Here is a 22,809-nt window from a genome sequence, read left to right on the forward strand (position 1 = left end):
TCGTGGAGGTGTTCGAGCAGGCCTCCTCAATGAAGTTCCCGGAGTGAGACTCCGGGAATACACCCACGGTGAGAGCGCGTTCATTTCAGGCCATCCTCAATGAAGTTCCCGGAGTGAGACTCCGGGAATCGCCATCGCCGCCGACGACGGTTCGACCAGACTCTACTCCTCAATGAAGTTCCCGGAGTGAGACTCCGGGAATCGCGGATGGCGGAGCCCAGCTCGTCGAGGTCGAGCCCTCCTCAATGAAGTTCCCGGAGTGAGACTCCGGGAATCCCCGCGGCCACGACGTGGTCGGGCCACTGGCTGATCCATCCTCAATGAAGTTCCCGGAGTGAGACTCCGGGAATGCCATGTCAATTACATCACCACGGATATAGAGAGATCCTCAATGAAGTTCCCGGAGTGAGACTCCGGGAATAGAATGACGTGGTGGTGTAATTAGTGTCATTGCAAACTCCTCAATGAAGTTCCCGGAGTGAGACTCCGGGAATAGCCGGGTGGCAAATCCCTGTGGGAGTTGGGCTCCTGCGGGGATTTGCGAGAGCTGCCAGTACCAGTATAGGCACACTCGGTCTGGGAATCGTTCCGCAATCGGATTCCCCTACTGCCACCGGTTGCGAGCGCTCCCGGGGGATATGCCAGCTGATTCAGCTCTCGCAGAATATTCCGCATACTCTCTCTGTAGTTTTCAAACGGCATGCATGCGTGATGCTCAAAGACTGATCCAACTGTTCAAATCACTGTGGGAATCACGGTGTCCTCGTATCGTCGATGTCCGAGAAACGTCAGATTCCGTTTTGTTCGACTGCTGAGACCGACATCGCATACAAGAACGGAATCCGACGTTCCATCGATTTCGCGTTCCAATGCCGATTGCAGTCTCAACAGCTGCGCAGGACGTATGCGGAGGAGAAACACGCTGTATTGCAGACGCTCGCCATGGCTCTGCAGTACCTTGGCGACATGCGAACGCCGCACGTCATCGTTGATGTCGTATGCGATCAGATAGCTTCGCTGCTCGTCACTCATCGTATGCGAATCCCCTTGTACTCATGCTGCGTTCCGTCAAGATAGCCGAGAATCATCCTGGCCTGGATCTCGATAATTCTGCGCCAGGATGCCTTATATCCGAAAATCGGATGCGTCAACTCGGTCTGCAGTCGACGCTCATACGCGGATATGAGTGACTTGCGCGCAGTGTCGTTCAGCCGGACCGATCCCAGTGAATACGAGAATCCCCCAGGTTTCACTTCCCCGTTGTTGATGACCGTCTGAACTACGGAGTCCGCCACCGGAGCGCGGAACTCCTCCATCAGGTCAAGCGCCAAGGCCGGCTTGTTGCGCTTGCTGCTGTGCAGGAATCCCGCGTAAGGGTCCAGCCCGCAGGAAATCAACGCCCGCACGCAATCCGACAACAGCATCGAATACGTATAGTCGAGCAACGCGTTCACGGCATCGGGAGCGGGACGTCTCCTCCGTGCCGTCCATGGCCATTCGTTTCGCTTATCCGGCTTGATGAGCTGCCCGAACTGACTGAAATACACGGAAGCGGCCTCACCTTCCAGCCCCAGCACGTCCTGCCACCGATTCGCATTACGAGCGGTCTTCTCGATTGCGAGAAGTTCCCCGACAGCCGGATTCGCCTTGTCGGATCGACGCAGCAACACCGCTTGATTGTGGATTTTCGCGACGACGAATTCACGCGCGAGTCCTAACCGTCCTTCACGCGAGGCGACATGCTGATCAGCGCGCTGCTCACCGTTCGGACCATACGAGGGCATCGTCCAACCATACAGCCGCCCGGTCCCACTGCACCACAGAATCGGCACGTCTCTCCACATCAGTTCACGAATCAGGCCACTGGAAAGATCCGTGTTGCCATGAATCTGCAACCCCTGGATAGTGTCCAAAGGAACGGACGCGAGTTCCTCGCCATTCTTGACGACCACCATCCTGCCCGCCCGACTGAACGCCTTCGCTCCCGGACTGGCCAGATGCGTGACCTGATTATCAGGCGAAGCGACCATGACCCGTCTGGGCACCGCCTGCAGTTTGCGTTCCTCGGGCAGACAGATACCGACATGCGAACATCTCATGCACCGCGCACTGTCCTCAAGTGGCTCCGGCGCGGAGTCCGAGGTGATGAGGCGACACGTATCCTCCACCGCCCGACGTGCGTTCCGATAGTCGTCCTCGTCCAGTTCGACGACAACGTTGCGATGGTGCGTGGTGAAGAATATCTCGGTTTGCGCGACGCGATACCCCCATATCCTCAAGACACGCGGCCTGCAATGCCAGCTGGATGCGCATGGCCTCGGTGACGATCATCTCCCGCTTCACGGGAGTGGCCTTGTATTCCCGGATGATGACGCCGTCGTCGGTGAGCTTCGCGGCGTCAAGACGCCCCGATACGTTCCACGTCTCATGACGGATGTCGATCGACTGGTATTCGTCGGCATCCCCTATGGTCCCGACACGGTCGACCTTACGGTGATCGTACATGCCGTGGGCCATTTGGGCGCTGTCGACCTTCTCACCCACGGCTTCCAGCCATGCGCGACGTGGACAGAACATGTAGTTCGCCACCAGGCTGATCGGAATCGGCTCATCGTCCATGGGCTTCTCCCTCCGACCGCAACGACAGAGCCTTGCCCTGCAGCAGCCAGCGTTCGGGTGCCGACTTGTTGTTGGACACCGACTGGGGAAACAGCATGCAGGTCTCCACGCCTTTGTCTATAAGCCACTTCCGGCTCTTCTGGACGTTCGCCGTCGTGAGCAGTTGCGCATCGATGTCGTCTTTCGCCCTCTCTTCTTCCTTCGTCTCTCCTTCCTTTGTCTTCTCTGCTGCTTTCGGAATACCCAATACGGATTCCAAGGCGACGACCAGCAACGCCTGGCTACGCACCACGGCACGATACCGTTGCAGCGTCCACGGCTCATCCCATAGAGGCAGCACCGCGAACGGGTTCCGTCCTTTGACCTGGAACAACGCGGTCGTCGGACCACGTTTCGCCTGGGTCGACCGGAACACCGGAAAAGCGGACACTCCGAACAACGCGCACCAGACCTGCGCGTTATCGGTGGTGGAGGGGAGACGCAGCCCAGTGGGGCTCCTGCTGTCGGATTTGTTCTTGCCGATCTCGTCGACGACGGAAATGCCGACCAGTCCCTCTGCAATCTGCTCATCTGTCCTGTTTGCGATCGCTCGCGCCAACGGCACCAGACGACCGGTGACGAATTCCTGACCTCGATTGCGCGGAACCATCTCCCAGCGGGACGCTCCCCTGTCCGGCGTATAACCTTGCGCGTCCATGGAACCAGCCCAATAAGCCGGCTCACCCAACGCGCCTACATATCGTCGATCGAGTATCGTCTGCAATGCGTCGATGGCTTCGCACCTGTCGTGCTGCAGTGACTCCCATCCCTCATGCGCGGACGACATTCCCAGCCGGGGACTGAGGGTCGCCCGTTTCGCCCCACCGGAATACGTTCCGTTGGCACCAAGCCACGAGGATTCATGCCAGCGGCGCGCATGCTCATGCACGATATGCGCGCACGCGTTCCAATCCAGACCATCGTCATTGGTACGGATGTGGGCGTGGTGCTCACTGCCATTCCACCATATTTCGCATGTTCGCCCTTCGTCCGCATCCTCGAGAATCGAGGCGAGACCGACAAGCAGCAGATGCGTGAACGCGTCATTGAAATGCCCGCGTAATTCCAGTTCACTGGTCATCAGTTTCCCTCCTTGGATACGGTGATGTCGGCGGAACGGAGAATCGCCTCGAGGTAGGCCATGCCCCAGTATCCGTAGCGGATGTCGGTGTTCTCGACGATGCGTTCCCATATGCCTTCATCGAACAATCGTCGTGCAGACGCGTATACGGCGTCGACAGACGGCTCATGCTTTTGCTCGTCATCCTGGTTCCGCACCGCTGGGGGAATCAGCGTATCGGCATCGTCACGGAAGCATGACCTGCCATGCCCGTGCGATGTGCCGGCAAGACGTGTCACCAATTCGATGTCATTGGCCTGCAAATCGTCTCTCTGCGCCCAGCACTCCGCCGCGGACCGCTGCTCGTGCCGCCACCCCTGCAGATTCAGCGCACGACGGATACGCGCCTCGCGCTTTGGGGAACGAATCCCGCTCTTCGCCAAATCTTCCTCCGAATGATTATGGGAAAGCAGCTTCAGCATCGTCTGGAATCGGGAATCCTTCTTCCCGTCATCATGGTGCAGCGCCGCCATCTTCAAATCGACGACCATTCCCTCGGGCAATCCGAGGACGGACACGAACCGTTCCACACGGCGTTTCACGGCAGGCTGGTGTCCGCTCTCCTCATCATTCAACGACACAGTCTTGCTGGCCTTCGTGAAGTCTTTGGAGACGTGCAGCTCCTGCATGTCCCTGCCGTCGGAAAGAGCGGAGACCGGCTTCAGCACCAGCCACACCTCCTGCAAGTCAAAGGTTTCAACGCCGGGATAGACCGTGGGAAGCACACCCTTATTCTTCTCACCCTCGTCTCCAAAGGCCTCGACGAACCGCTTATGGCGTTCCCGCATGATCTCCTGTACTTCAGGACATTTTTCCTCCTCTTTGGGCCATTTATTCAGAATCAAGACATCCGTATTCGTATTGCCGTCTGCTGGATCAGAGGAGGAATCTTCCTGCACACCCGGTGTCTCATCACCGCCTTGGTCCTTTTTCCGAATCTCGACGATTGCATCATACAAAGCCTCGGTCGTGGGATCGGCTTCGGGATTGGCTGAGATGACGACGCCTGTGCTCTGGCAGAGGTTATAGACGTCTTTCTCTTGCTCAGCGGCATCCAAGCTGACGATGTGCATATCCGCATTGAACAATGGAGCCGTGGAGTCCACAATCAGCATGTCGCCCGCCTGCAGCGAATCCGTCAGCTTCTCGGAGCCGTCCCAGCGGGTTATGGAGGATTCCGACCCACGCCGCTTCGGTTTCATGATGAAGATACGGGATTCCACATCGTCGGGGGAAAGCCTCTTGCCGATGTCGTCGATATTCCCCCACATCAATGGGAACGATTCATCCGCCACGGGAGGAATATCCTGCAACAGCTCGATCGCGGTTGCATCGTCTGCCGGCAGATCGCGAACGACCAGACCGATGTCCGGCCCATTGGCCGGAGACAGGTCGTCGCGCAACCACAGGTCGAGCCCCGCTCTGCCCTGGTTGGCGAGCCCCACGTCGGCGGCGAGCTCCTCATCCGTGTGGGACAGGTTCTCGATATCCCAGATTTCGGGCCGTTGCCACAGCAGGCGCGTTGGAGTCGCTGGCTTGGGAGGGTGTTGCGCACACCGCCAAGCGGATAGTCCTTCAGCATCCTTGCTGAGGTGTTTCAACCAATGCAAAGCCTCTTCTACATCCTCCGCACGGTATGGGACTGTCTGGTCGGCGTCGATTTTCCGCGTCACCACGGTGATATCGCCCTGCTCGCGCAGGCCGCGGCGGTTCACGCGACCAGCTCGTTGGACAAGCGCGCTTCCCGATGGAAGCTCAGTAATCAACGAGGCGAAATCGACGTCGACGCCAACTTCCATCGTCTGTGTGGCGACCACGCATCGTAATCCCGTCTCCCGGATCGCATCGGAATCCCCTTTCAGGGCGTCGAAGATCCGTCCATGAACCATTTGGTTCTTGTCGTACTGGCGCATGGGGCCGATGAATCCACGAATCGGCGTGTTCGAGTCAGGTGCTTCCCCCGCATCGGTTTCCGTCTGGGATTTTCCTCGCTCGCCTGCGCCATTCCGACGGGCGTACTCTTTTCGCAATGCCTTCAGCACAGCTGTCGCGGTCTTCACCGTATTGACGATGCAGCCGACTACGCCACGCTCATCACCGCGTTCATCCTCGGCTTCGATGGCCTTCATGCACTGCTTCACCAACGTCGCTACGACGTCTTTATCCGTTTTCCCGCCCGAAACCAGATGAACCGTCTTGGGTTTCAGCATGCGGGCGGCGAGCGCGGAGTCCGCTGCGAAGTCGGGTTCTTCGACGCCGATGCGGATGTCGTCGACGGACGAACCGTCCTGCGTCGCCGTCGTGGAGACGACTTGGAGCACCGGTCTCGACGCCATAAGAGGACTGCCGCACAGCTTCTCCAGACGCGCGACGGATTTCGCGGTGACGACCAACTGACGGTTGAGATGCGCCTCATCGGCGACCAGCACGGTATCGTATGCCAGCATGCCGGCTTCGATCGGCCGCGCGGCCGCGCGCGTACCGTATCCGTGGAACAGCAACCGGCTGCCGAACATATCGGGGGTGGCGCACAGAATCTGACATTCCGTCGGATGGTATCGCCATTCGCGGGTCGTCTCGTCGACCGCTTCACCACCCCGTAACCGGGTGACACGTAGCGCCTGCGGGCGCGATACTGCGTCAGCGTCTCCGCCATCCGAAGATTCCCGGAGCAGAAGGCCTTGTCGGATATTCCGCAGAACGGAATCATCGTCCTTATCGGCGGAGGCGTCATCGAGCTTCGCCAACAGGGCGAGGGCCTCCTCATACTGGTCATCCACCAGTGTGCGTCGATTGACGGTCATCACCAGACGACGTGGTAGCCGATCCAGTTCCGTACCGGACAGGAGCTCGTGCCATTCGTTTCCCGAATCCGTTGCCAGTCCTGCCAACGCGTTCAGGAAGACGTGCATGTCGATGACCATGGTCTTGCCGGCACCGGTCGGCGCCTCAAGACGGTCCGGCCACCTTCCGTGATCGATGATGCTGTCCAGCAACCGGTACTGCCACTGATATGGCTTACGGCCGGAATGGATACAGGCGATGTATCTGTCGAACTCAGTATCGATCTTCTTCCTGACCGAACCAGGAATAGGCATCGCGTTCGTCATATGACCACCGGCTTTCCAGAGTCGTCAATGATTCCGGCAACGGATAGGTGGAAGGCTCATCCGTTGTAATGCGCACCGGCGCGCATGCTTCGCCCAGGTATGGTATCTCCCAGCACAGGTCGCGCAATGCGCCCGCAACTCGCTCATCCGGAGCTTGCTTCCACTGCCATATCAGGTCGCCCTTTTCCGAGGAATCGTAGGCAACCGAAGAGCAGGCCCGGGCTTCCTTGATTGCGGACTCGCCGCTCTTCTTATCCCAGTTGCCACGCTTCCGATACACGACGGCACGCGAAGCCACGTGCCGTTCCCTGGGGAGATGAATCGCGTCGGGAGGATTGCCTTCCAGCCACGAGAGCGCGTCGCGTATCGTCGCATCGTCCATGGTGCGGTCGTTCCCACGGAACTCGGACTCGAAGCCGAACGCATTGTAGGCGGCAGCCACCACGGCCTTGTAGAAACGTTCCGGGGACGGATAGAGTTCAGGCTCCCCGGTCTCGTTCGCTCCCTGATACGTGTGCATCAGGAAAGAAACTCGAATAATCAGCACGCGGATGGCCTGATCGCCTTCGGTACCACGGTCGAAATGTAGCGTGCGCAATATGGAGAAGCTCAGCACATGCGTACGTACGATGTCGCTGACGGCGATGCCGTCAAGACCATCTACTTGCGGCGGAATCGCTCCCAAGCCGATGCGAGATCCCTTACCATCTTTCTCAAATGATTTTCTTGTCGAATCGCTAAGGTCCATTCCAATATCGTTAAGAAGCGATGCAGCATCTTTTTTATCGAATTTGATGCCAGCCGCAATGGGATCGATTCGAGCACCAGCACGCAGGATACTGGCGTCCTTACCCTGCTGGGCTACCACTCCGATGATTTCTCCGTTGTATGGGGAAGCGAGACGAAGCTGGTTGTTCTTACGCGTCGAATCCCATCCGCCGAAGGTGACCGTGATGGGAGACAGATCGAACAACGGCATCAAATCAGTCAACGTAGCGTTACGGGCCTTGACGTATACGGGATTCTTGGAAACAGGCTGCCCTCCAATCTCGCCAACACGGATATGCCCATCGAACGCGCGCTGCGGCAACGTCACATCGTATACCGAACGCTCAATCAGCTCACCCATCTCATCCGCGGACTCATACGTCACACGCATGCGCGGCATCCGAGAGAATACCGGATGGCCGCTCTCGATGGCTTGGGCGATATACGCCTCGGCACGGTTGTTCTGCGATGTACGGGAATCGATGAGCACGACCTTCTTGACTTGTCCATCGCCTGCCGGTTTGCCGGAGGCGGTCACCCTCCCGTTTTCGTCGAGCGGCATAAACCGGTCTTCGAATACATAAGTAGCACCACGACCACCGGCGTACTTGGCCGGAGCCACGATGCCATCCATACCGGCCGCTGGCTCCAACAGCGTCCTCTCGGTCAAGGTGCTGGGGCCTCCCAGCTTCGCTGCCCTGTTCAGGTCGTCAAGAGTCAGTTCCCGAAGACCCTTCTTGTCGCCTGCCATGTCATACCTTTCTTTCAGGGGAACACCCATGTTCCCGCCTACCGCAATTGCCGCCAAAACCAGAGTACGCCGAGACGAGCGCGACGATACGTGACACCCATCATCGACCTCCTTACTGCTGCCTTGTACGCGGCGTTGGATTCAGTATAAGGACGCCTCAGCGCACCGGTACATATGCACCGGAAAAACAAAAGAAAAATCCGGATGCCCTGTCTCCAAGACATCCGGATTTCTCAATATCGGCTTAATCAAGCCAATTCATCGGCGTGTCACGCGTGTCGCGCACGTCATGCACGCGCTGCAATCATCGCCGTAATCGCAAGCCTCACGCCTTCGCCACCTCAGCCGCGAGCTCCTCACCCGAGACCACATCGAACGTGTCGGCCTTGGTCTCGGCTGCGATCAGGTCGCGGAACTGCTCGACCTTGGCGACGGCGTCCGCCGGCACGGTGAGCTTGAGCGCGATGTGGTCGGCCACGTCGAAGCCAGCGGACTTGCGGGCGTCCTGCACGACGCGGATCGCATCGCGCGCGTAGCCTTCGGCCTCCAGCTCGGGGGTGAGCGCGGTGTCGAGAATCACGAAGCCGCCGGTCGGCAGCGCGGCGGACACGGACACGGCCTCCTCGGCAGCGTCCTTCTCCTCCACGCGGTTGATCAGCTCGTACTCACCCTCCTGGAGCGCGATCTCGCCGGACGGCGTCTCGACGACCGGCGCACCGGTCGCGGCGTCGACGTGCCAATCACCGGACTTGGACGCCTTGATCGCGAACTGGACGTCCTTGCGCAGGCGCTTGCCGGCGACGCGCGCGTTGACGCGCAGCTCGTGCACGATTTTGAGGCCCTGCGAGGCGGCGTCCTCCAGCGTGCAGAACTCCACGTCCTTCACGTTGAGCTCGGACTTGAGCACTTCGGCGTAGGCGCGCACGGCGTCCACATCCTCGGCGACCACGGTGAGCTTGGAGAGCGGCTGGCGCACGCGGATCTTCGCGGCCTTGCGCAGCGACAGGGTGCCGGAGACGACCTCGCGCACCTTCTCCATGGCCGCGACGAGCGCCGGATCGTCGACGAGCACGCGGCCCAGCTCGGTGTCCTCGCCGGTCTTCTCGTCCACGACGAACGGCCAGTCCGCCAGGTGCACGGACTCGCCGCCGGTCAGGCCGCGCCACACGGACTCGGCCTCCATCGGGGCGAGCGGCGCGAGCACGCGCATGAACGCCTCGAGCACCGTGTACAGCGTGTTGAACGCGTTCTCGTCCTTGGCGAGGAAGCGGTCGCGGCTGTTGCGGATGTACCAGTTGGTGAGCACGTCGATGAAGTCGGATGCGGCGTCGCACGCGTCGGAGATCGCGAACTCGTTGAGCGACTTCTCGGCGGCGAGCACGAGACGGCGGGTGCGGGCCAGCAGGTAGCGGTCCAGCTGCGGCAGGGACGCGACCTCGTCGGCACGAAGCTGGCGCGCGTCGTAGCCGGCGGCGTTCGCGTACAGGGTGAAGAAGTAGTAGGAGCTCCACACGGGCAGCATGACCTGGCGGACCGTGTCGCGGATGCCCTCGGCGGTGACGATCAGGTTGCCGCCGCGAAGGATCGGCGACGACATGAGGAACCAACGCATCGCGTCGGAACCGTACTTGTCGAACACGCCGTTCACGTCCGGGTAGTTGCGCAGGTGCTTCGACATCTTCTGGCCGTCGGAGCCGAGCACGATGCCGTGGCAGATCACGTTCTTGAACGCCGGACGGTCGAACAGGGCGGTCGCCATCACGTGCAGCAGGTAGAACCAGCCGCGCGTCTGGCCGATGTATTCGACGATGTAGTCGGCCGGGAAGTGCTGCTCGAACTTCTCCTTGTTCTCGAACGGATAGTGGAACTGCGCGAACGACATGGAGCCGGATTCGAACCAGCAGTCGAGCACGTCGGAGATGCGGCGCATCGTGGACTTGCCGGTCGGATCGTCCGGGTTCGGACGGGTCAGGTTGTCGATCCACGGACGGTGCATGTTGATGTTGCCGTCCTTGTCGCGCGGGTAGTCGCCGAAGTCGGCCTTCAGCTCCTCGAGCGAGCCGTACACGTCGACGCGCGGGTGCTTCGGATCGTCGGACACCCACACCGGGATCGGGGAGCCCCAGAAGCGGTTGCGGGAGATCGACCAGTCGCGCGCGTTGGCGAGCCACTTGCCGAACTGGCCGTCCTTCACGTTGTCCGGGATCCAGTTGATCTGCTGGTTGAGTTCGAGCAGACGCGGCTTGATCTTCGTGACGGACACGAACCAGGAGCTCACCGGCTTGTAGATGAGCGGTGTGGCGCAGCGCCAGCAGTGCGGGTAGGAGTGCACGTAGCTCTTCTCCTGGAAGAGGATGGCGCGGCGCTCCTCGGGGATCTCGGCGAGCGGGCCGGACGCGTTGCGCAGGTCGCGCAGGATCGGCTTGTTCGCGTCGAACACGTAGAGACCCTCGTAGTCGGGGCACTGCGCGGTGAAGCGGCAGCCCTCGTCGAGCACGTCGGTGCTCTTGACGCCCTTCGCGTTGAGCGTGTTCATATCGTCCTCGCCGTAGGGGGCCTGGTGGACGAGGCCGGTGCCCTCGACGGTGTCGACGTAGTCGGCGGTGAAGATCGTGTAGCCGTTCGGACCGGGCACGTTGCCTTCGGTTTCGGCCTTCTCGCCGGCGAAGTACGGGAAGACCGGCCAGTAGCGGCGGCCCTCCAGCTCGGCGCCCTTGAGCTCGCGCACGATCTCGTAGTTCTCGCCGAGTTCCTTCTCGTAGTGCGGCAGCAGGGCCTTGCCGAAATAGAACTTCTTGCCCGCGTACTTGCCTTCGGTGGGCTTGACCTCGACGTAGTCGATGTCGGCGCCGACGACGATCGCGAAGTTGGTGGGGACGGTCCACGGGGTGGTGGTCCAGAACACGGCGTAGGCGTCCTCATCGCGCAGCTTGACGGCGACGGAGACGGTGGTGTCCTGACGGTCCTGATACACGTCGGCGTCCATGCGCAGCTCGTGCGCGGACAGCGGCGTGCGGTCCTTCGGGCAGTACGGCAGCACGCGGTAGCCCTGGTAGGCGAGGCCCTTGTCGTACAGCTGCTTGAACGCCCACATCACCGACTCCATGTACGGGATGTTCAGCGTCTTGTAGCCGTGCTCGAAGTCCACCCAACGGGCCTGGCGGTGCACGTAGTCCTGCCATTCGTGCGTGTACTTGAGCACGGAGGCGCGGCAAGCGTCGTTGAACTTGTCGATGCCCATCTTCTCGATCTGGTCGACCGAGTCGATGTCGAGCTCCTTCTGCGCTTCGAGCTCGGCGGGCAGGCCGTGCGTGTCCCAGCCGAACACGCGGTTGACCTTGCGGCCCTTCATGGTCTGGTAGCGCGGGATCACGTCCTTCGCGTAGCCGGTCAGCAGGTGGCCGTAGTGCGGCAGGCCGTTTGCGAACGGCGGGCCGTCGAAGAACACGAACTCGTTCTGGCTGTGGTCGCCGGAGGGGTTGCGTTCCACCGACTTCTGGAAGGTGTCGTCCTTGTCCCAGTAGTCGAGGACGGTCTCCTCCATGTGGGGGAAGCTGGGGTTCGGCGCGACGTGCGCGGTCTCGCCGCCCTCGTTCGCCTTGGGATATACGTTGTCGCTCACCGTGTGGCTCCTCGTAATGCGTCGTTGGTTCTTTACGAGGACGACTTTGGTCCCGGCGTTCCCACGCCGTCGCCTTGGCGACGTGCGTGCGTCCCGCCGGCACCGCCACCGCGGTACCACCTCGCTTGCCGCGCGTGGATTCGCGTCTCCAGGAGACGCCCGTCACGTCGCGACCGCTTGAGTTCGGCTGTGTCGGGCCGATCCCGTCGGTTCTAGTAAGCGCGAATCATGGATCCGCGCCGTTCTTCCGAAGACTCCCCGCTGATGACGGATCGACGCCTTGACTTCGGTTGCACATCGTAGCACGCCGCATGCCCGGCGCAAGACGCGTCTCAGACGCCGCGTCCCGCGCCCGCATGCCATGCCGCATGCCGTGCCGTGTGAGGCATGCCGCCACACGTGCCGTGCCTCACGCGGCGGTTCGCGGTGCCTACCGCTCCCCCGCCGCGACGGCGCCGACGCGCGTCGTGAATGCGTCGAGGAACCGGGCGACGTCCACGCCAACCGCGGCGTCGACGGTCTTCTCGGCCGTGTTGAGCCGGTCGTAATCGCCGATGGTGCGTCCGCGCGTCGGCCCGTCCAGGTCGACTTTGAGGTTGATCGGCAGCGTGGTGACGAGCATCGGGTCGAGCGCGACGGCCACGGCGAGCGGGTCGTGCAGCCCGCAGCCGCCCATGCCGGGCGCGCTGACCGCGTACGCGTCGATGTAGTAATCGGTCATGTCGGCGAGGAACCGTCCGGCCGGTGTGCCGGTCTCGCACCAGACCGCGGTCTCGCGTTTCGTGAGCAGCGTCTGCATGGTCACGTCGAGCCCGATCATCGTCACGTGCGCGCCGGACCGGAAGATGCGGTCGGCGGCCTCCGGATCCTGCGCGATGTTCGCCTCCGTCCACGCGTTCACGTTGCCGGGGACGGTGAGCGCGCCGCCCATCATCACGATGCCGCCGATCATGCTTCCGATGCGCGGCTCGCGTTCGAGTACGGCGGCGATGGTGGTCATCGCGCCGGTCGGCACGAGCCACAGGTCCTTGCCGTAGGTTTCCGCCGCGTCGATGATGAAGTCGACGGACGGTTCCGTCGCGGCTTCACGCGTGGGATCCGGGATGTCGACTTCGCCGATGCCGTTGCGCCCGTGGATGAACGCGGAGCCGCGGCTCACGGTGAACGTGCCGTCGCCGCCGTTCGTCTCGTCGGCGGCGCTCGGATGGTCGACGCCCCGGTGCACGGGGATGTCGGGGTGTCCGAACAGTTCGGTGACGGCGAGCGCGTTGCGCACGCCCTGCGCGACGGTCACGTTGCCGTAGGTGCCGGTGATGCCGATGAGTTCGGCGTCGGGGCTGCCAAGCGCGTAGGCGATGGCGAGCGTGTCGTCGATGCCCGTGTCGAGGTCGAGGATGAGTTTCTTCCGGTCGGTCATATGCGTTCCGCCTTCCTGCCGTGTGCCGGCTTCAGGCTATCACCTCCAATCGGCTTTCCCCGTCGGGGGCGACGCGGCTGACGCTGATGCGTTCGGCGATCTGGTCTTTGAGCCAGTCGACGTGGGAGATGATGCCCACGTCGCGGGTGCGGCTGATGCGGCGCAGCATGTCCATCACGTCGGCGAGGTAGTCCTGCGAGAGGGTGCCGAAGCCTTCGTCGACGAACAGCGTGTCCATGCTGATGCCGCCGTTCTCCGCCTGGATGATGTCGGCGAGCGCCAGCGCCAGCGCGAGGGAGACGAAGAACGTCTCGCCGCCGGAGAGGGTGCCGGGGTTGCGGGTCTGTTCGGTGCGCCGGTCGAATACGGTGATGTCGAGTCCGGTTTTCCTGTTGCCTGTGGCGATGGCGTCGTCGACGAGCCGCAGCTCGTAGATGCCGCCTTGGATGTCGCCCAATAGTTCGTTGGCGCGGTCGAGCACGTCGCGGAACCGTTCGGTGACGGCGTAGGTGATGAGCGTGAGCCGGTTGGCGGCGCCTGACGCGCTTTTGTCGCCGTTGGCGAGGGCGGCCATGCGCTCCAGCGGCGCGAACCGTGCGGTCCGCCGCGCCCACTGGCCGGCCGCCCGTTCCATTCGTTCCGCCTGCGTCCGCCAGTCCTGTCCGAGCGTGGTGAGCGCGCCGACGCGGCGACCAGTTTCGGCGGCGTGCCGTTCGGCTTCCTGCACGGCGGCGGCCAGCGCGTCCGTGTCGATGGCGGCGATCGCTTCGCCCAGTGGCGTCGGCTCGCCGGCCTCCGTGTATGCGGTGGCGACGGATGCGATGACGCCCAGCTCGCGCATGCCGTCTTCGCCGATGCCGGCGAGGGCTTCTTTCAGCTCGTTGCGCGACCGTGCGAGATTGGCTGTGGCCGTGTGCAACGCGTCCTCGTGGCGGCGGATGCGCTGTTGGAGGTCGACGCGTTCCCGCTCGTCCAGTCCGGCGGCGGCCGCTTCGTCGATGGTGGTGAAGTGTGCGCTTTCCTTGAGCGCGTGGTCGCGTTTCGTCTGCGCTTCACCGGCGTTGCGTGCGGCGGCGTCCGCTTGGGCTTGGGCCTGCGTGTGCCGGCGTTCCAGTTCGTCTCGTTCGTCGATGGCACGTTTGAGCCGTGCCGCCTCCCGTTCCTGCGCTTTGGCTTCGTCCAGTCGTGCACGGGCGGCGGCCCGCTCTTCGGCGACGCTGGTTTTGGTGTGTCCTTCGGCGTGTTCGGCGGCGGTGTTCGCGGCGTTGCCCGTCTCGGTCTCCTTCGCTTCGGCTGCGGCGAGCGCGGTCCGCGCTTGTTGCGCCGCCTGTGTGGCGGCGGCGATGGTCTTCCGGATATCGCGCAGCTCGTCGCGTCTTGCGCGCGCCATGTCCAGCGCGTCGACGGCGGTTTCGAGCTCGGTGATTCGTTTCTCGGCCTGTTCGACGTCGAGTCCCTCGCTGTGCTCGCGATGCGAGTCGAGGTCCCGTTCGGCTTCGCGCAGCGCGGTTCGCGCTTGTTCCGCCGCGGCTTGTTTGTCAGCGACGCGGCGTTTCAGTTCGGCGATCTCCTGGGCGTCGGCCGCGTCGTTGGGCATGACGGCGGGATGTGGATGATCGGTGCTGCCGCACACCGGGCAGGGTTCGCCGTCTTCGAGCGTTGCGGCGTATCGGGCGGCGCCCGCTCGTCTGATGGCGTCTTCGGCGCTTTGCAGGGTGCGTTCCGCGGCATGGTGCGCGGCTTCCGCCTCGTCCCGTCGCCGTTCGAGCGCGGGAGTTTCCTCCGTGAGCCGTTCGACCTGCCGCGCGTGTCCGAGTATGCGTTTGGCCTGGTCGAGCTGCGCGTGGAGGCCTTGTTCGCCGCCCAACTGTTCGGCGATCTCCTGTAGTTCCCGCTCGACGTTTTCAGGATCCGGCAGTTCGTCCGATGCTTGCTGCGCCTGTTCGGTGGCGGCGCGCGCCCGGTCGAGCTCCTGTTGCGCCCAATCATGCTGCGTCGCCGCCCGTTCGGCGGCGACGACGAGCTGTTCGTGCGTGTCGGCGCGTTCCAGATCGGCGCGGGCCGCTTCGACGCCGGCGGAGGCTTGAAGCGCCTGTTCACGTCGGCGTTCCAGATCGTTCCGATCCGTCAGCTGGTCCAGCTGCCGTCGCAGCGTCGCGTTTTGCTCGGCGAGACGCTGCTGTTCGACCTGCAGTGCACCGGCTTCCCTGTCGAGGTCGAGGATGGGCTGCGCTTCGATGGCTCGCGCCAGATCATGGCGGGATCGTTCGATGGCGGAATCGTCCGCCTGCACATCGTGCAGCGCCTGGATGTCGCGCAGTTCACGCGCCGCCGCGTCCCGCAGCGTTTCGGCGTCCGTCTGTCGCGCCCGCGCGAGGTCGAGCGCCCGTCGGGCCTGCGTATCCCTCGTTTCGCCGTCGCGTACCAGCGCATCGCATTCGGCGTCGACGCCGACGACGACATCACGGAGGCTGTGTCGGATCTCATCCGGCTCGCGCGCGGGATAGGCGAGTCTGCTGGCATCCTCACGGTCGAGTCCCCATCGCACATTGGACAGGATATCCAGCTTGTTCTCCGGCCCGCCGCCATCCTCCAGCTGGATGCCGTCCTTTTCCGTAGCGCCCTGTTGCTCGAGGATGCGCGCGGCTGTGGCCTTGGCCGTGGCGATGCCACCGACGAGACGAATCCCCTCTTTCTCCACGTCGGCCCTCATGCTTTTGCGGCGCTCCGCGAGCTCGGTCTGGATGTCCTCGTAGATGGTCGCGCCGAACAGGTCCTCGACGAGCTCGGTGCGCTTTTCCGGATTCAGGGACAGGAACATGGCGAACTGGCCTTGCGCGAGCATGATGGTACGCGAGAACTGTTCCCGATCCAACCCGATGATCCGCGTGATCTCCGGACGCACGTCACCGGCGCGCGAGGTGATCGCCTCGGCATGACCGGCTTCCTCCGCGTAGGCGAAATACCGTTCCGGATCATTGCCCGGAGCCTCGGTCAGAGCGGCGATGCCGCAATCGATTCTCATGAGCTTGCCGGTGGCGTTATGTGTGGTGAACCCGTCGCCACGGGTTTTCGGCTGGTCGTATTTCGGGGTCCGTCGCACCTCGTAGTAATCATCGCCGGACCGGAAGATCAGATCGACGTAGGTTTCGGTCCGTTCGCCAGTGAGGAACCGGGAGCGGACGCGCTGCCCGTCGCCTCCGGCGTCCAACGTGTCCTTCTCGTTGCCGGAGATGTTGCCGTACAGGGCGAACGTGAGACAGTCGAGAATCGTGGTCTTACCGGCTCCGGTCTCCCCGTCGATGAGGAACATGTGCGAACGGGTCAACGCGGCGAAATCGATGGCGTATTCGCCCTTGTACGGGCCGAAGCCGCGGAATTTCATGGCGATGAGCCTCATGTCAGTCCTCCTTCTCCATGCCGTCGATCATCATCCCGCCGGCATCGCCCTCATCGGCGACGACGCCTTGCATATGCTTCGCCGGATCGTCGGATACGCCTCCGTCCGCGTGTTCGGTATGTTTGGCCCGGGCGGCCTCCAACGCGGCCTCCAACACCCGCCGTTCCTCCTCATTGGCCTTACGGCCAAGCTGATGTCGCACGAACTGTTCGAGCACGTCCATTTCGGAGGATGCCGTTCGAAGGTCCACGGCTCTCCGCTCTGTCGACGCACGGCTCCGGTCGTAGACGATGTTTTTCTCCAACGCGTGCTCGTACCGGTCGTCGATCTTCTGGTAGAGCCCCTGCGGGAATTCGCCGACGTGCACGGTGACGGATACCCAGTCGTCATGATGAGCGGCGGCGGAATCGCCCAGTATCTCATCCACCGTGCCTTCCAGCCGCACGAACGCGGGCTCGTCGGATTCCACGTCCAATGTGCGGAGGTTTCCCACGCGTCCGTCGGCGATGTCGAGCAGCACCACGCTCTTGCCGTTGCCTTTCACCGGAGGCACGCGGCTTTCGGAGAACGAGTAGGCGAGCAACGATCCGCTGTAGCGTGCCTGCGGCGTGCGGTCGAGACCGAACACGGATTCGTCGACGGGCAAGTCGGGCACGTTCACCCGCTGCGGCCGGTGCAGATGACCGAGCGCCAGATAGTCGAGACCGCTATGGGAGAAGAGCCCGGCCGGCACACTGTCGACGCCGCCTACGGCGATGCCCCGCTCGGAGTCGCTAGGCGCGGCACCGGAGACGAACGCGTGCGCCATGAGCGCGGCGGCCACATGCGGGTCGGCGGCGCGCCGGTCGGCGAGATCGCGCGTGACGAGCTCCATCGCCGCGCGCATCATGCCCTCATGCGAGCGCGGGATGCGATAGTCAACGCCCGCCTGCTCCAACAGTTGCTGGAGTCCGGAGCGCGCAGTGTCCGGGTCGAGGTACGGCAACGCGTACACGGCGAGCGAGTCGCCGCCACGCGTGACCGTCACCGGTTCCGCGATGGTGTCGAGTCCGCAGCGCACGTGCACGTTCGGACGCATCAGACCGGCGCCGGTACCGAGACGGATCGCGGAATCATGGTTGCCGGGCGTGATGACGATCTCCAATGGTCGACCGTCTATCTCGAGTCGTCCGAGCCGATCGAACATCGCATCGAACAGACGGATCGACTCGGCGGATGGCACGGACAGGTCGTAGACGTCGCCGGACACGCACAGCACGTCCACGTGCTCGCGCACGACCACGTCGATCAGCCACTCCAGCGCCCTGCGCTGGTAGTCGAGCAGGTCCACGCCCTTGAACCTGCGCCCGATATGCCAGTCGGAGGTATGCAGCACCCTCATGCCGGCTCCTTTCGTTCCGTCGACGGCCCATCTGCGGCACCGTCGTATCCATTGCCTTCATCCACCGTAACCGGACAATCCCCGCCCGATGCATATATACCGGTTTCGCGATGGCGCATCGCCATGCGCGTCATCACCATGTCGCATGTCAGACGCCTAGTCGTCGTTCATCTCGCTGAGGAACATGGCCTCCGCGGACACGAAGCTGAGTACTGCGGCACCGACGACGAACCACAGTCCCCAACCCATGATGATCTGGAGAATCGGAATCGCCGCAAGCACCATCATGCCCAACACTCGACGTACTTGGACAAATCCATCGACACGACGGTGCAACCGCGTCACGATCTGATACACCACATATTGGGCGGCAGAGAATGCGACCACGACCAGCACATCGAAAATCACGATGGCGACGTCCGCAATGAAGTCGGTGGTCATGTAGTTGAACACCTTAACGAACGTCTCGCCAGCAGGAGAGCTGAAGAACGCCGACAGCCCCACGACATTGACCAACAGCGCACCGATGACCACAGCGAATACGATCCTACCCAGCGTTTCAAGGAACCTCATTCCAATCATCTTCCTTCCCCGCCGGCGTTCCCGGCGGATTCTCCTCGCGGTGGACGATCCGCTCCGGAATCGTCCCGCCTTACACCATCCATAACCGGACAACCATCAATAAAGCGCGACACACCGGAAATATCAACGCTTCAGACGTCACCCACACACGTCCATCACCTGCCGATGCGACCCCAGTCCTGCAGGGCGAAGCGGAACGGGATCTCGCCGTTGTTCACATAGTTGTCGATCTCCCATTCCTGCGGGCAACGCGCCATGACGTCCGCGAGATAGCCGATGTTGAGCGCGAAATGACGCGGGCAGTAGTAGAAGGTCTCCACGCGGGCCTCGCCCGGATCCTTGAGCAGCGACTTGATGTAGTATTCCGGCGTCTCCTGGCATCCGTAGACGCTTTTGCGTTCCGTGTCATACAGGTCGGCGAAGTCGTCGTCCTCGTCGGTGTAGCCGCCCGACTCGTAGACGCAGTGGGGGCGCCCGTCGCCGCCGTCCTCCTCGTCTTCGATGGGCGGCAGGCCGGTATCGTCCCGCTTGAACTCCTCGAACACATCGTCCAGGTACAGCACGCCCGGCAGCAGCAGTCCGGGTTTCGTCGCCGTCGGTGCCATCGTCGCAGCCATCGTGGCCGTCGCGGCCATCATCGCCATCGTCATCGTCGTTCCTTTCATCGTTTCCTTCGTCGTTTCCGCCGCGGTCGTCGCCGTCGTCCGGTTCACGCGTTCCACCGGTCGTCGTCGCGCGTCACCTCGCGCAGCCGTTCGACCGCGGCGCGTTCCTTGTCGAACGCGGACGTGTCGCGCAGAGCGACGAGCCGGCGCACATCCTCGCTCCACGCGTCGATGTCGGCGCGCAGCTGCGCGTCCGAATAGCCGGTCTCGGATTCGTAGCGTTCGTGCCCATTGAGGCTGTGGTAGTCGTTCGTGGGATCGTGTTCCACGCCGGTGTCCGAGTCGATGGGGCGGATGCGGATCGTCATCGCGTTCTCCTCGCCCACGATGAGTTCGATGACGGTGCCGACGAACGCGGGAAGCACGACGCCGGTCGTGTTCTCAATGATCGCGAAGCTGCCGGCCAGCGATTTGTCCGGATTGCCGGTGAGCAGACCGTCGCGAATCGCGACACCCCGATCGAGCGCGTCCCACAGCTTGTCCACGTGCGTGGTGACGGGCGAGTCGGGCATGCCCGGCATCGCCTCCCGGAAGCTGATCTTCGCCAGCGGCGACGTGACGCCGTTGCGCAGACGGTATTTGAGGAAACGCATATTGAACTGCCCGCGCGCCGGCGTGCGGTCGTCCGTGACCATGCATCCGAGCGTGTCGATGATGGTGAACGGTTCGATCCATTTGCCGTGCCATGCGCCGTTCTCATCCTGCAACGGGAATCGAAAGTGGGCGACGTCAAACCTGAGGAGCGTCTCGCGGGTGCGGACCGTGAGCAGACGCTGCAGTCCGGGAGCGTTGTCCGGATAGCAGAGCTTGATGCGCGCCAGCTTGCGGTTCCTCCCGGTGGGAATCGGATGGAAGTGCTTGTTCTTCGACATGTCCAGCATGATGCCGTTCCTTTCCTGCGTCTCGGCGATTCGGACGTTCCGGACCGTTCGTGCGTTCCGCCTTCCCTAACCGGACATACGATGAAAACACGCGACACGCCTCATTCCCCGGCGTTTCGCGGCAGTGCGCGCGTTGTCCGGTTAAGAGGGGTGTCCGCCGGAAACGAAGACGACGGGCGACGGCCCGCATCGCCGACAGCGCGTCACGACGGCGGGATCCGTCACGGCACGCATGAGCATGACGCACACGACGAGGAAAGGAGACGCCGATGCTGGAGGACCCCATGCCACGGCGATCGGACCGACTGGAGGCGACACGTTTCCGCCCCGACGGCATGCCATGCATCCGGGCGGTAGACTGGGCGACAGTCATACCGATGCAAGGAGGCGGCATGTCCGGACAGAGGAAGGGAACGGACGACTGGGATAAAACGAAGACCCAGTATTATCGTGACGAGTTCATCGGCGAATACCGCTACGACAAGAACGGTCCCACACCATTCCGCAAGAAGAAGCGCGAGTTCGGCCCGTTGGCACTGTGCATGATCGAGAACCAGGTCGGAAAACTGCTCGAAAAGTACAGGCCGACGTTGCCCGAGGGCGCTCCGGACACGCCACGCGATTGCGCACACCAGTTCTACGCGGATTGTCTGGACAATCTGCTGGCGGCGATGGATGACCCCCGGACCGAAAACGACGCCAAGTTCGTGAGCTTCATCAAGACCAGCGCGGAGGGCTGGTTCAGAAAGATGTACGAGCACACCGATGAAGGCAAAGCCAAAGATGTGCTGCGTAAGCGGATGGGCCGAGATTCCCGGTTCACCAACGACTTCACCGCTCCCGAAGCGGGGCGTCTTGGCGGCGGCAAACCCACCGGCAAGGAAAGGATGAGGGGCGGCCGCGGAAACTGGGGACTGTCCTTCGAATACCTTGACTCGCACGGACTGGATGCGAACGAATACCACACCCCTTCCGCCGTTTCCGAAACCAAGTTGGAGACGGTGGCTCTCCGTTACCCCGTCTCCATCGACAGGAAGGCGTTGCAGGACGCAGACCGCAAACGCAATCCGAACTACGGTCTGCCCGGCCAGATGGAGAACATGCTGGAAGGAGTGTTCAATGAAGCGAAGGGCACGTTGCCGCTCGGCTCAGTATTCTAAATCGTCCGATACCGCATGGCCGTGCAGGAGCATATCACGGTGACCCATCCGACGGATGAGGACGGCAACCCGATCGACTTCGCAGTGGACGACACGTCCGCCGCGGACGCCGCGCTCGAAACGATCGAGGGCGGGGACGACAAGCAGTGGATGACCGATCTCGCCGAAACGCTTGAGATTCTCCCGCCAAAACGTAAAACCAAGTACCTTAACAAGCATCCGGAGATACTCGGCAAGTTGCTCAACAGCAAGAATCCGAATATCCGCAGGGCGTTGCTCGCCCTTGAAGGTCAACAACCCGAGCAGAAAGCCTGAACATCATGAACAACACACGATCCTTTACCGAGCTGCTCGGTATGTACGATCAGCTGAAAGACATCGAGCCCGAAATCACCATGCCCAGCGGCGACGATCTCGACTCCCCCGAACGCATCAAACACCAACTGGACGAAGGCGTGAAGCGGGGGCAGCTGTGGAGCGCCTATGCCAATGGAGATTCCCTGTACGTGCTCATCACGGCAGTGGATGACGATCCGCGTATGGCCACCGTCATCCCCTTGTCGAACGACTTGCGCAGCGAGACCGACGATTCGCTCGTCGTCGGCAACACGCCATTGGACATCGAAATGGTCGCATGGCCCGGCCTGAAGGCCCTCATTCCGGTGCGTCTACTCTATAAGCCGATGAAGGAACTGTCCGAAAGCGCCGTCAAGGCCATCGAAAACGACAACCTTCGTTTTGCGAAGAAGGCTGATGCGATTCGTCGTGGCCACGATAGCGGAGCGTACGATTCCCCGTTCGTCAAGGACCGCGATGACATCACCGTCATCCTGCTCAAATGGCACGCCATGTGCTTCGACCTGCCGAAGCTGCACGAGAAGGACGAGGAAGCCGAGGTCTCCACGACTCCCGGACGCGGCGAATACGCCAAGGCGCTGATCACCGTGCTTGGCCTGCCATTCGATCAGGTGGACGACGTGCTGGACGGCGCGACCCCGTTGACGGACGAGCAGCGTGCCAAGCTCGCCGACGCAGGCGTGCAGGCGCCGAATACGCCGAAGCGCACGTTCCACCTGCCTGCAGATCTTCTGGTCGAAGTGGAGCAGCCGGCTTGGCGCCGGGACGCGGACGAGTACGCACAGCGTCTGGACGGCGACGCACGTGTCAATCTGGCGCGGGACGCATTCACGCTCGCAGCACGTCCGGACGGCCACGGTCGCGAGGCATGGCGCGGTGCGCTGCATGACGCGTACCGCAATCGTCTCGCCGAAGACGACGCTCAGGACTGACCGCA

General features: G+C 62.4%; 16 protein-coding genes and 1 CRISPR repeat array (1 of these 17 cut by a window edge). Of the genes, 3 read left to right on the plus strand and 13 right to left on the minus strand.

What is annotated here, in order from left to right:
* Positions 1-494: direct repeats of the CRISPR family, unit length 36 nt; unit sequence TCCTCAATGAAGTTCCCGGAGTGAGACTCCGGGAAT (it extends 701 nt beyond the left edge of the window).
* A gap of 241 nt (positions 495-735) precedes the next feature.
* The 13 genes from cas2 to AC1AYN_RS10425 all read right to left on the minus strand — a co-directional run bounded on the left by cas2 (position 736) and on the right by AC1AYN_RS10425 (position 20,355).
* A complete protein-coding gene (cas2, locus tag AC1AYN_RS10365; protein ID WP_476533138.1) occupies positions 736-1,032 on the minus strand; it encodes a CRISPR-associated endonuclease Cas2 in 297 nt (98 codons plus the stop codon).
* The gene (gene cas1 / locus AC1AYN_RS10370; RefSeq protein ID WP_476533139.1) at positions 1,029-2,099 is read right to left on the minus strand and encodes a CRISPR-associated endonuclease Cas1; all 1,071 of its coding nucleotides are present in this window, start codon (positions 2,097-2,099) and stop codon (positions 1,029-1,031) included. Before cas1 ends, cas2 begins: the two co-directional genes overlap by 4 nt.
* A 16-nt stretch (positions 2,100-2,115) precedes the next feature.
* Positions 2,116-2,619, minus strand: coding sequence for a CRISPR-associated protein Cas4 (locus tag AC1AYN_RS10375; protein ID WP_476533140.1), 504 nt, complete (start codon positions 2,617-2,619; stop codon positions 2,116-2,118).
* On the minus strand, positions 2,609-3,739 hold the full coding sequence (locus AC1AYN_RS10380; RefSeq protein WP_476533141.1) for a hypothetical protein: 1,131 nt from the start codon (positions 3,737-3,739) through the stop codon (positions 2,609-2,611). Before AC1AYN_RS10380 ends, AC1AYN_RS10375 begins: the two co-directional genes overlap by 11 nt.
* Positions 3,739-6,888 (minus strand): type I-G CRISPR-associated helicase/endonuclease Cas3g, encoded by a 3,150-nt coding sequence (gene cas3g, locus AC1AYN_RS10385; RefSeq protein WP_476533142.1) that lies wholly within the window; start codon positions 6,886-6,888, stop codon positions 3,739-3,741. The genes AC1AYN_RS10380 and cas3g overlap by 1 nt, the downstream gene beginning before the upstream one ends.
* Positions 6,836-8,407, minus strand: a complete 1,572-nt coding sequence (csb2, locus tag AC1AYN_RS10390; protein WP_476533143.1) for a type I-G CRISPR-associated protein Csb2 — start codon at positions 8,405-8,407, stop codon at positions 6,836-6,838. Before csb2 ends, cas3g begins: the two co-directional genes overlap by 53 nt.
* A gap of 325 nt (positions 8,408-8,732) precedes the next feature.
* Positions 8,733-12,029, minus strand: coding sequence for a mupirocin-resistant isoleucine--tRNA ligase (gene ileS / locus AC1AYN_RS10395; protein WP_476533144.1), 3,297 nt, complete (start codon positions 12,027-12,029; stop codon positions 8,733-8,735).
* A gap of 430 nt (positions 12,030-12,459) precedes the next feature.
* Entirely contained in the window at positions 12,460-13,446 is a 987-nt protein-coding gene (locus AC1AYN_RS10400) for a nucleoside hydrolase (protein ID WP_476533145.1), read from the minus strand.
* 31 nt (positions 13,447-13,477) lie between these two features.
* Entirely contained in the window at positions 13,478-16,846 is a 3,369-nt protein-coding gene (locus tag AC1AYN_RS10405) for an AAA family ATPase (RefSeq protein WP_476533146.1), read from the minus strand.
* A 1-nt stretch (position 16,847) separates the two neighbouring features.
* Complete coding sequence (locus AC1AYN_RS10410; RefSeq protein WP_476533147.1) at positions 16,848-18,227, minus strand: exonuclease SbcCD subunit D; 1,380 nt, start codon at positions 18,225-18,227, stop codon at positions 16,848-16,850.
* 156 nt (positions 18,228-18,383) lie between these two features.
* On the minus strand, positions 18,384-18,800 hold the full coding sequence (locus AC1AYN_RS10415) for a hypothetical protein (protein ID WP_476503299.1): 417 nt from the start codon (positions 18,798-18,800) through the stop codon (positions 18,384-18,386).
* A 164-nt stretch (positions 18,801-18,964) separates the two neighbouring features.
* Positions 18,965-19,474 (minus strand): hypothetical protein, encoded by a 510-nt coding sequence (locus AC1AYN_RS10420; protein ID WP_476533148.1) that lies wholly within the window; start codon positions 19,472-19,474, stop codon positions 18,965-18,967.
* A gap of 44 nt (positions 19,475-19,518) precedes the next feature.
* A complete protein-coding gene (locus AC1AYN_RS10425; RefSeq protein ID WP_476533149.1) occupies positions 19,519-20,355 on the minus strand; it encodes a hypothetical protein in 837 nt (278 codons plus the stop codon).
* A gap of 269 nt (positions 20,356-20,624) precedes the next feature.
* Here AC1AYN_RS10425 and AC1AYN_RS10430 point away from each other — a divergent pair, with 269 nt between their 5' ends.
* Genes AC1AYN_RS10430 through AC1AYN_RS10440 form a run of 3 tightly spaced genes read left to right on the plus strand, consistent with a single transcriptional unit; the run spans position 20,625 to position 22,804 of the window.
* Positions 20,625-21,515 carry a hypothetical protein gene (locus AC1AYN_RS10430; protein WP_476533150.1) on the plus strand — a complete coding sequence of 297 codons (891 nt, stop codon included), beginning with the start codon at positions 20,625-20,627 and terminating at the stop codon, positions 21,513-21,515.
* 15 nt (positions 21,516-21,530) lie between these two features.
* Entirely contained in the window at positions 21,531-21,830 is a 300-nt protein-coding gene (locus AC1AYN_RS10435; RefSeq protein ID WP_476533151.1) for a hypothetical protein, read from the plus strand.
* Between the two features lie 5 nt (positions 21,831-21,835).
* Positions 21,836-22,804, plus strand: a complete 969-nt coding sequence (locus AC1AYN_RS10440) for a hypothetical protein (protein WP_476533152.1) — start codon at positions 21,836-21,838, stop codon at positions 22,802-22,804.
* Positions 22,805-22,809: the final 5 nt, after the last annotated feature.

The sequence above is a fragment of the Bifidobacterium sp. LH_413 genome (genome assembly GCF_056357015.1).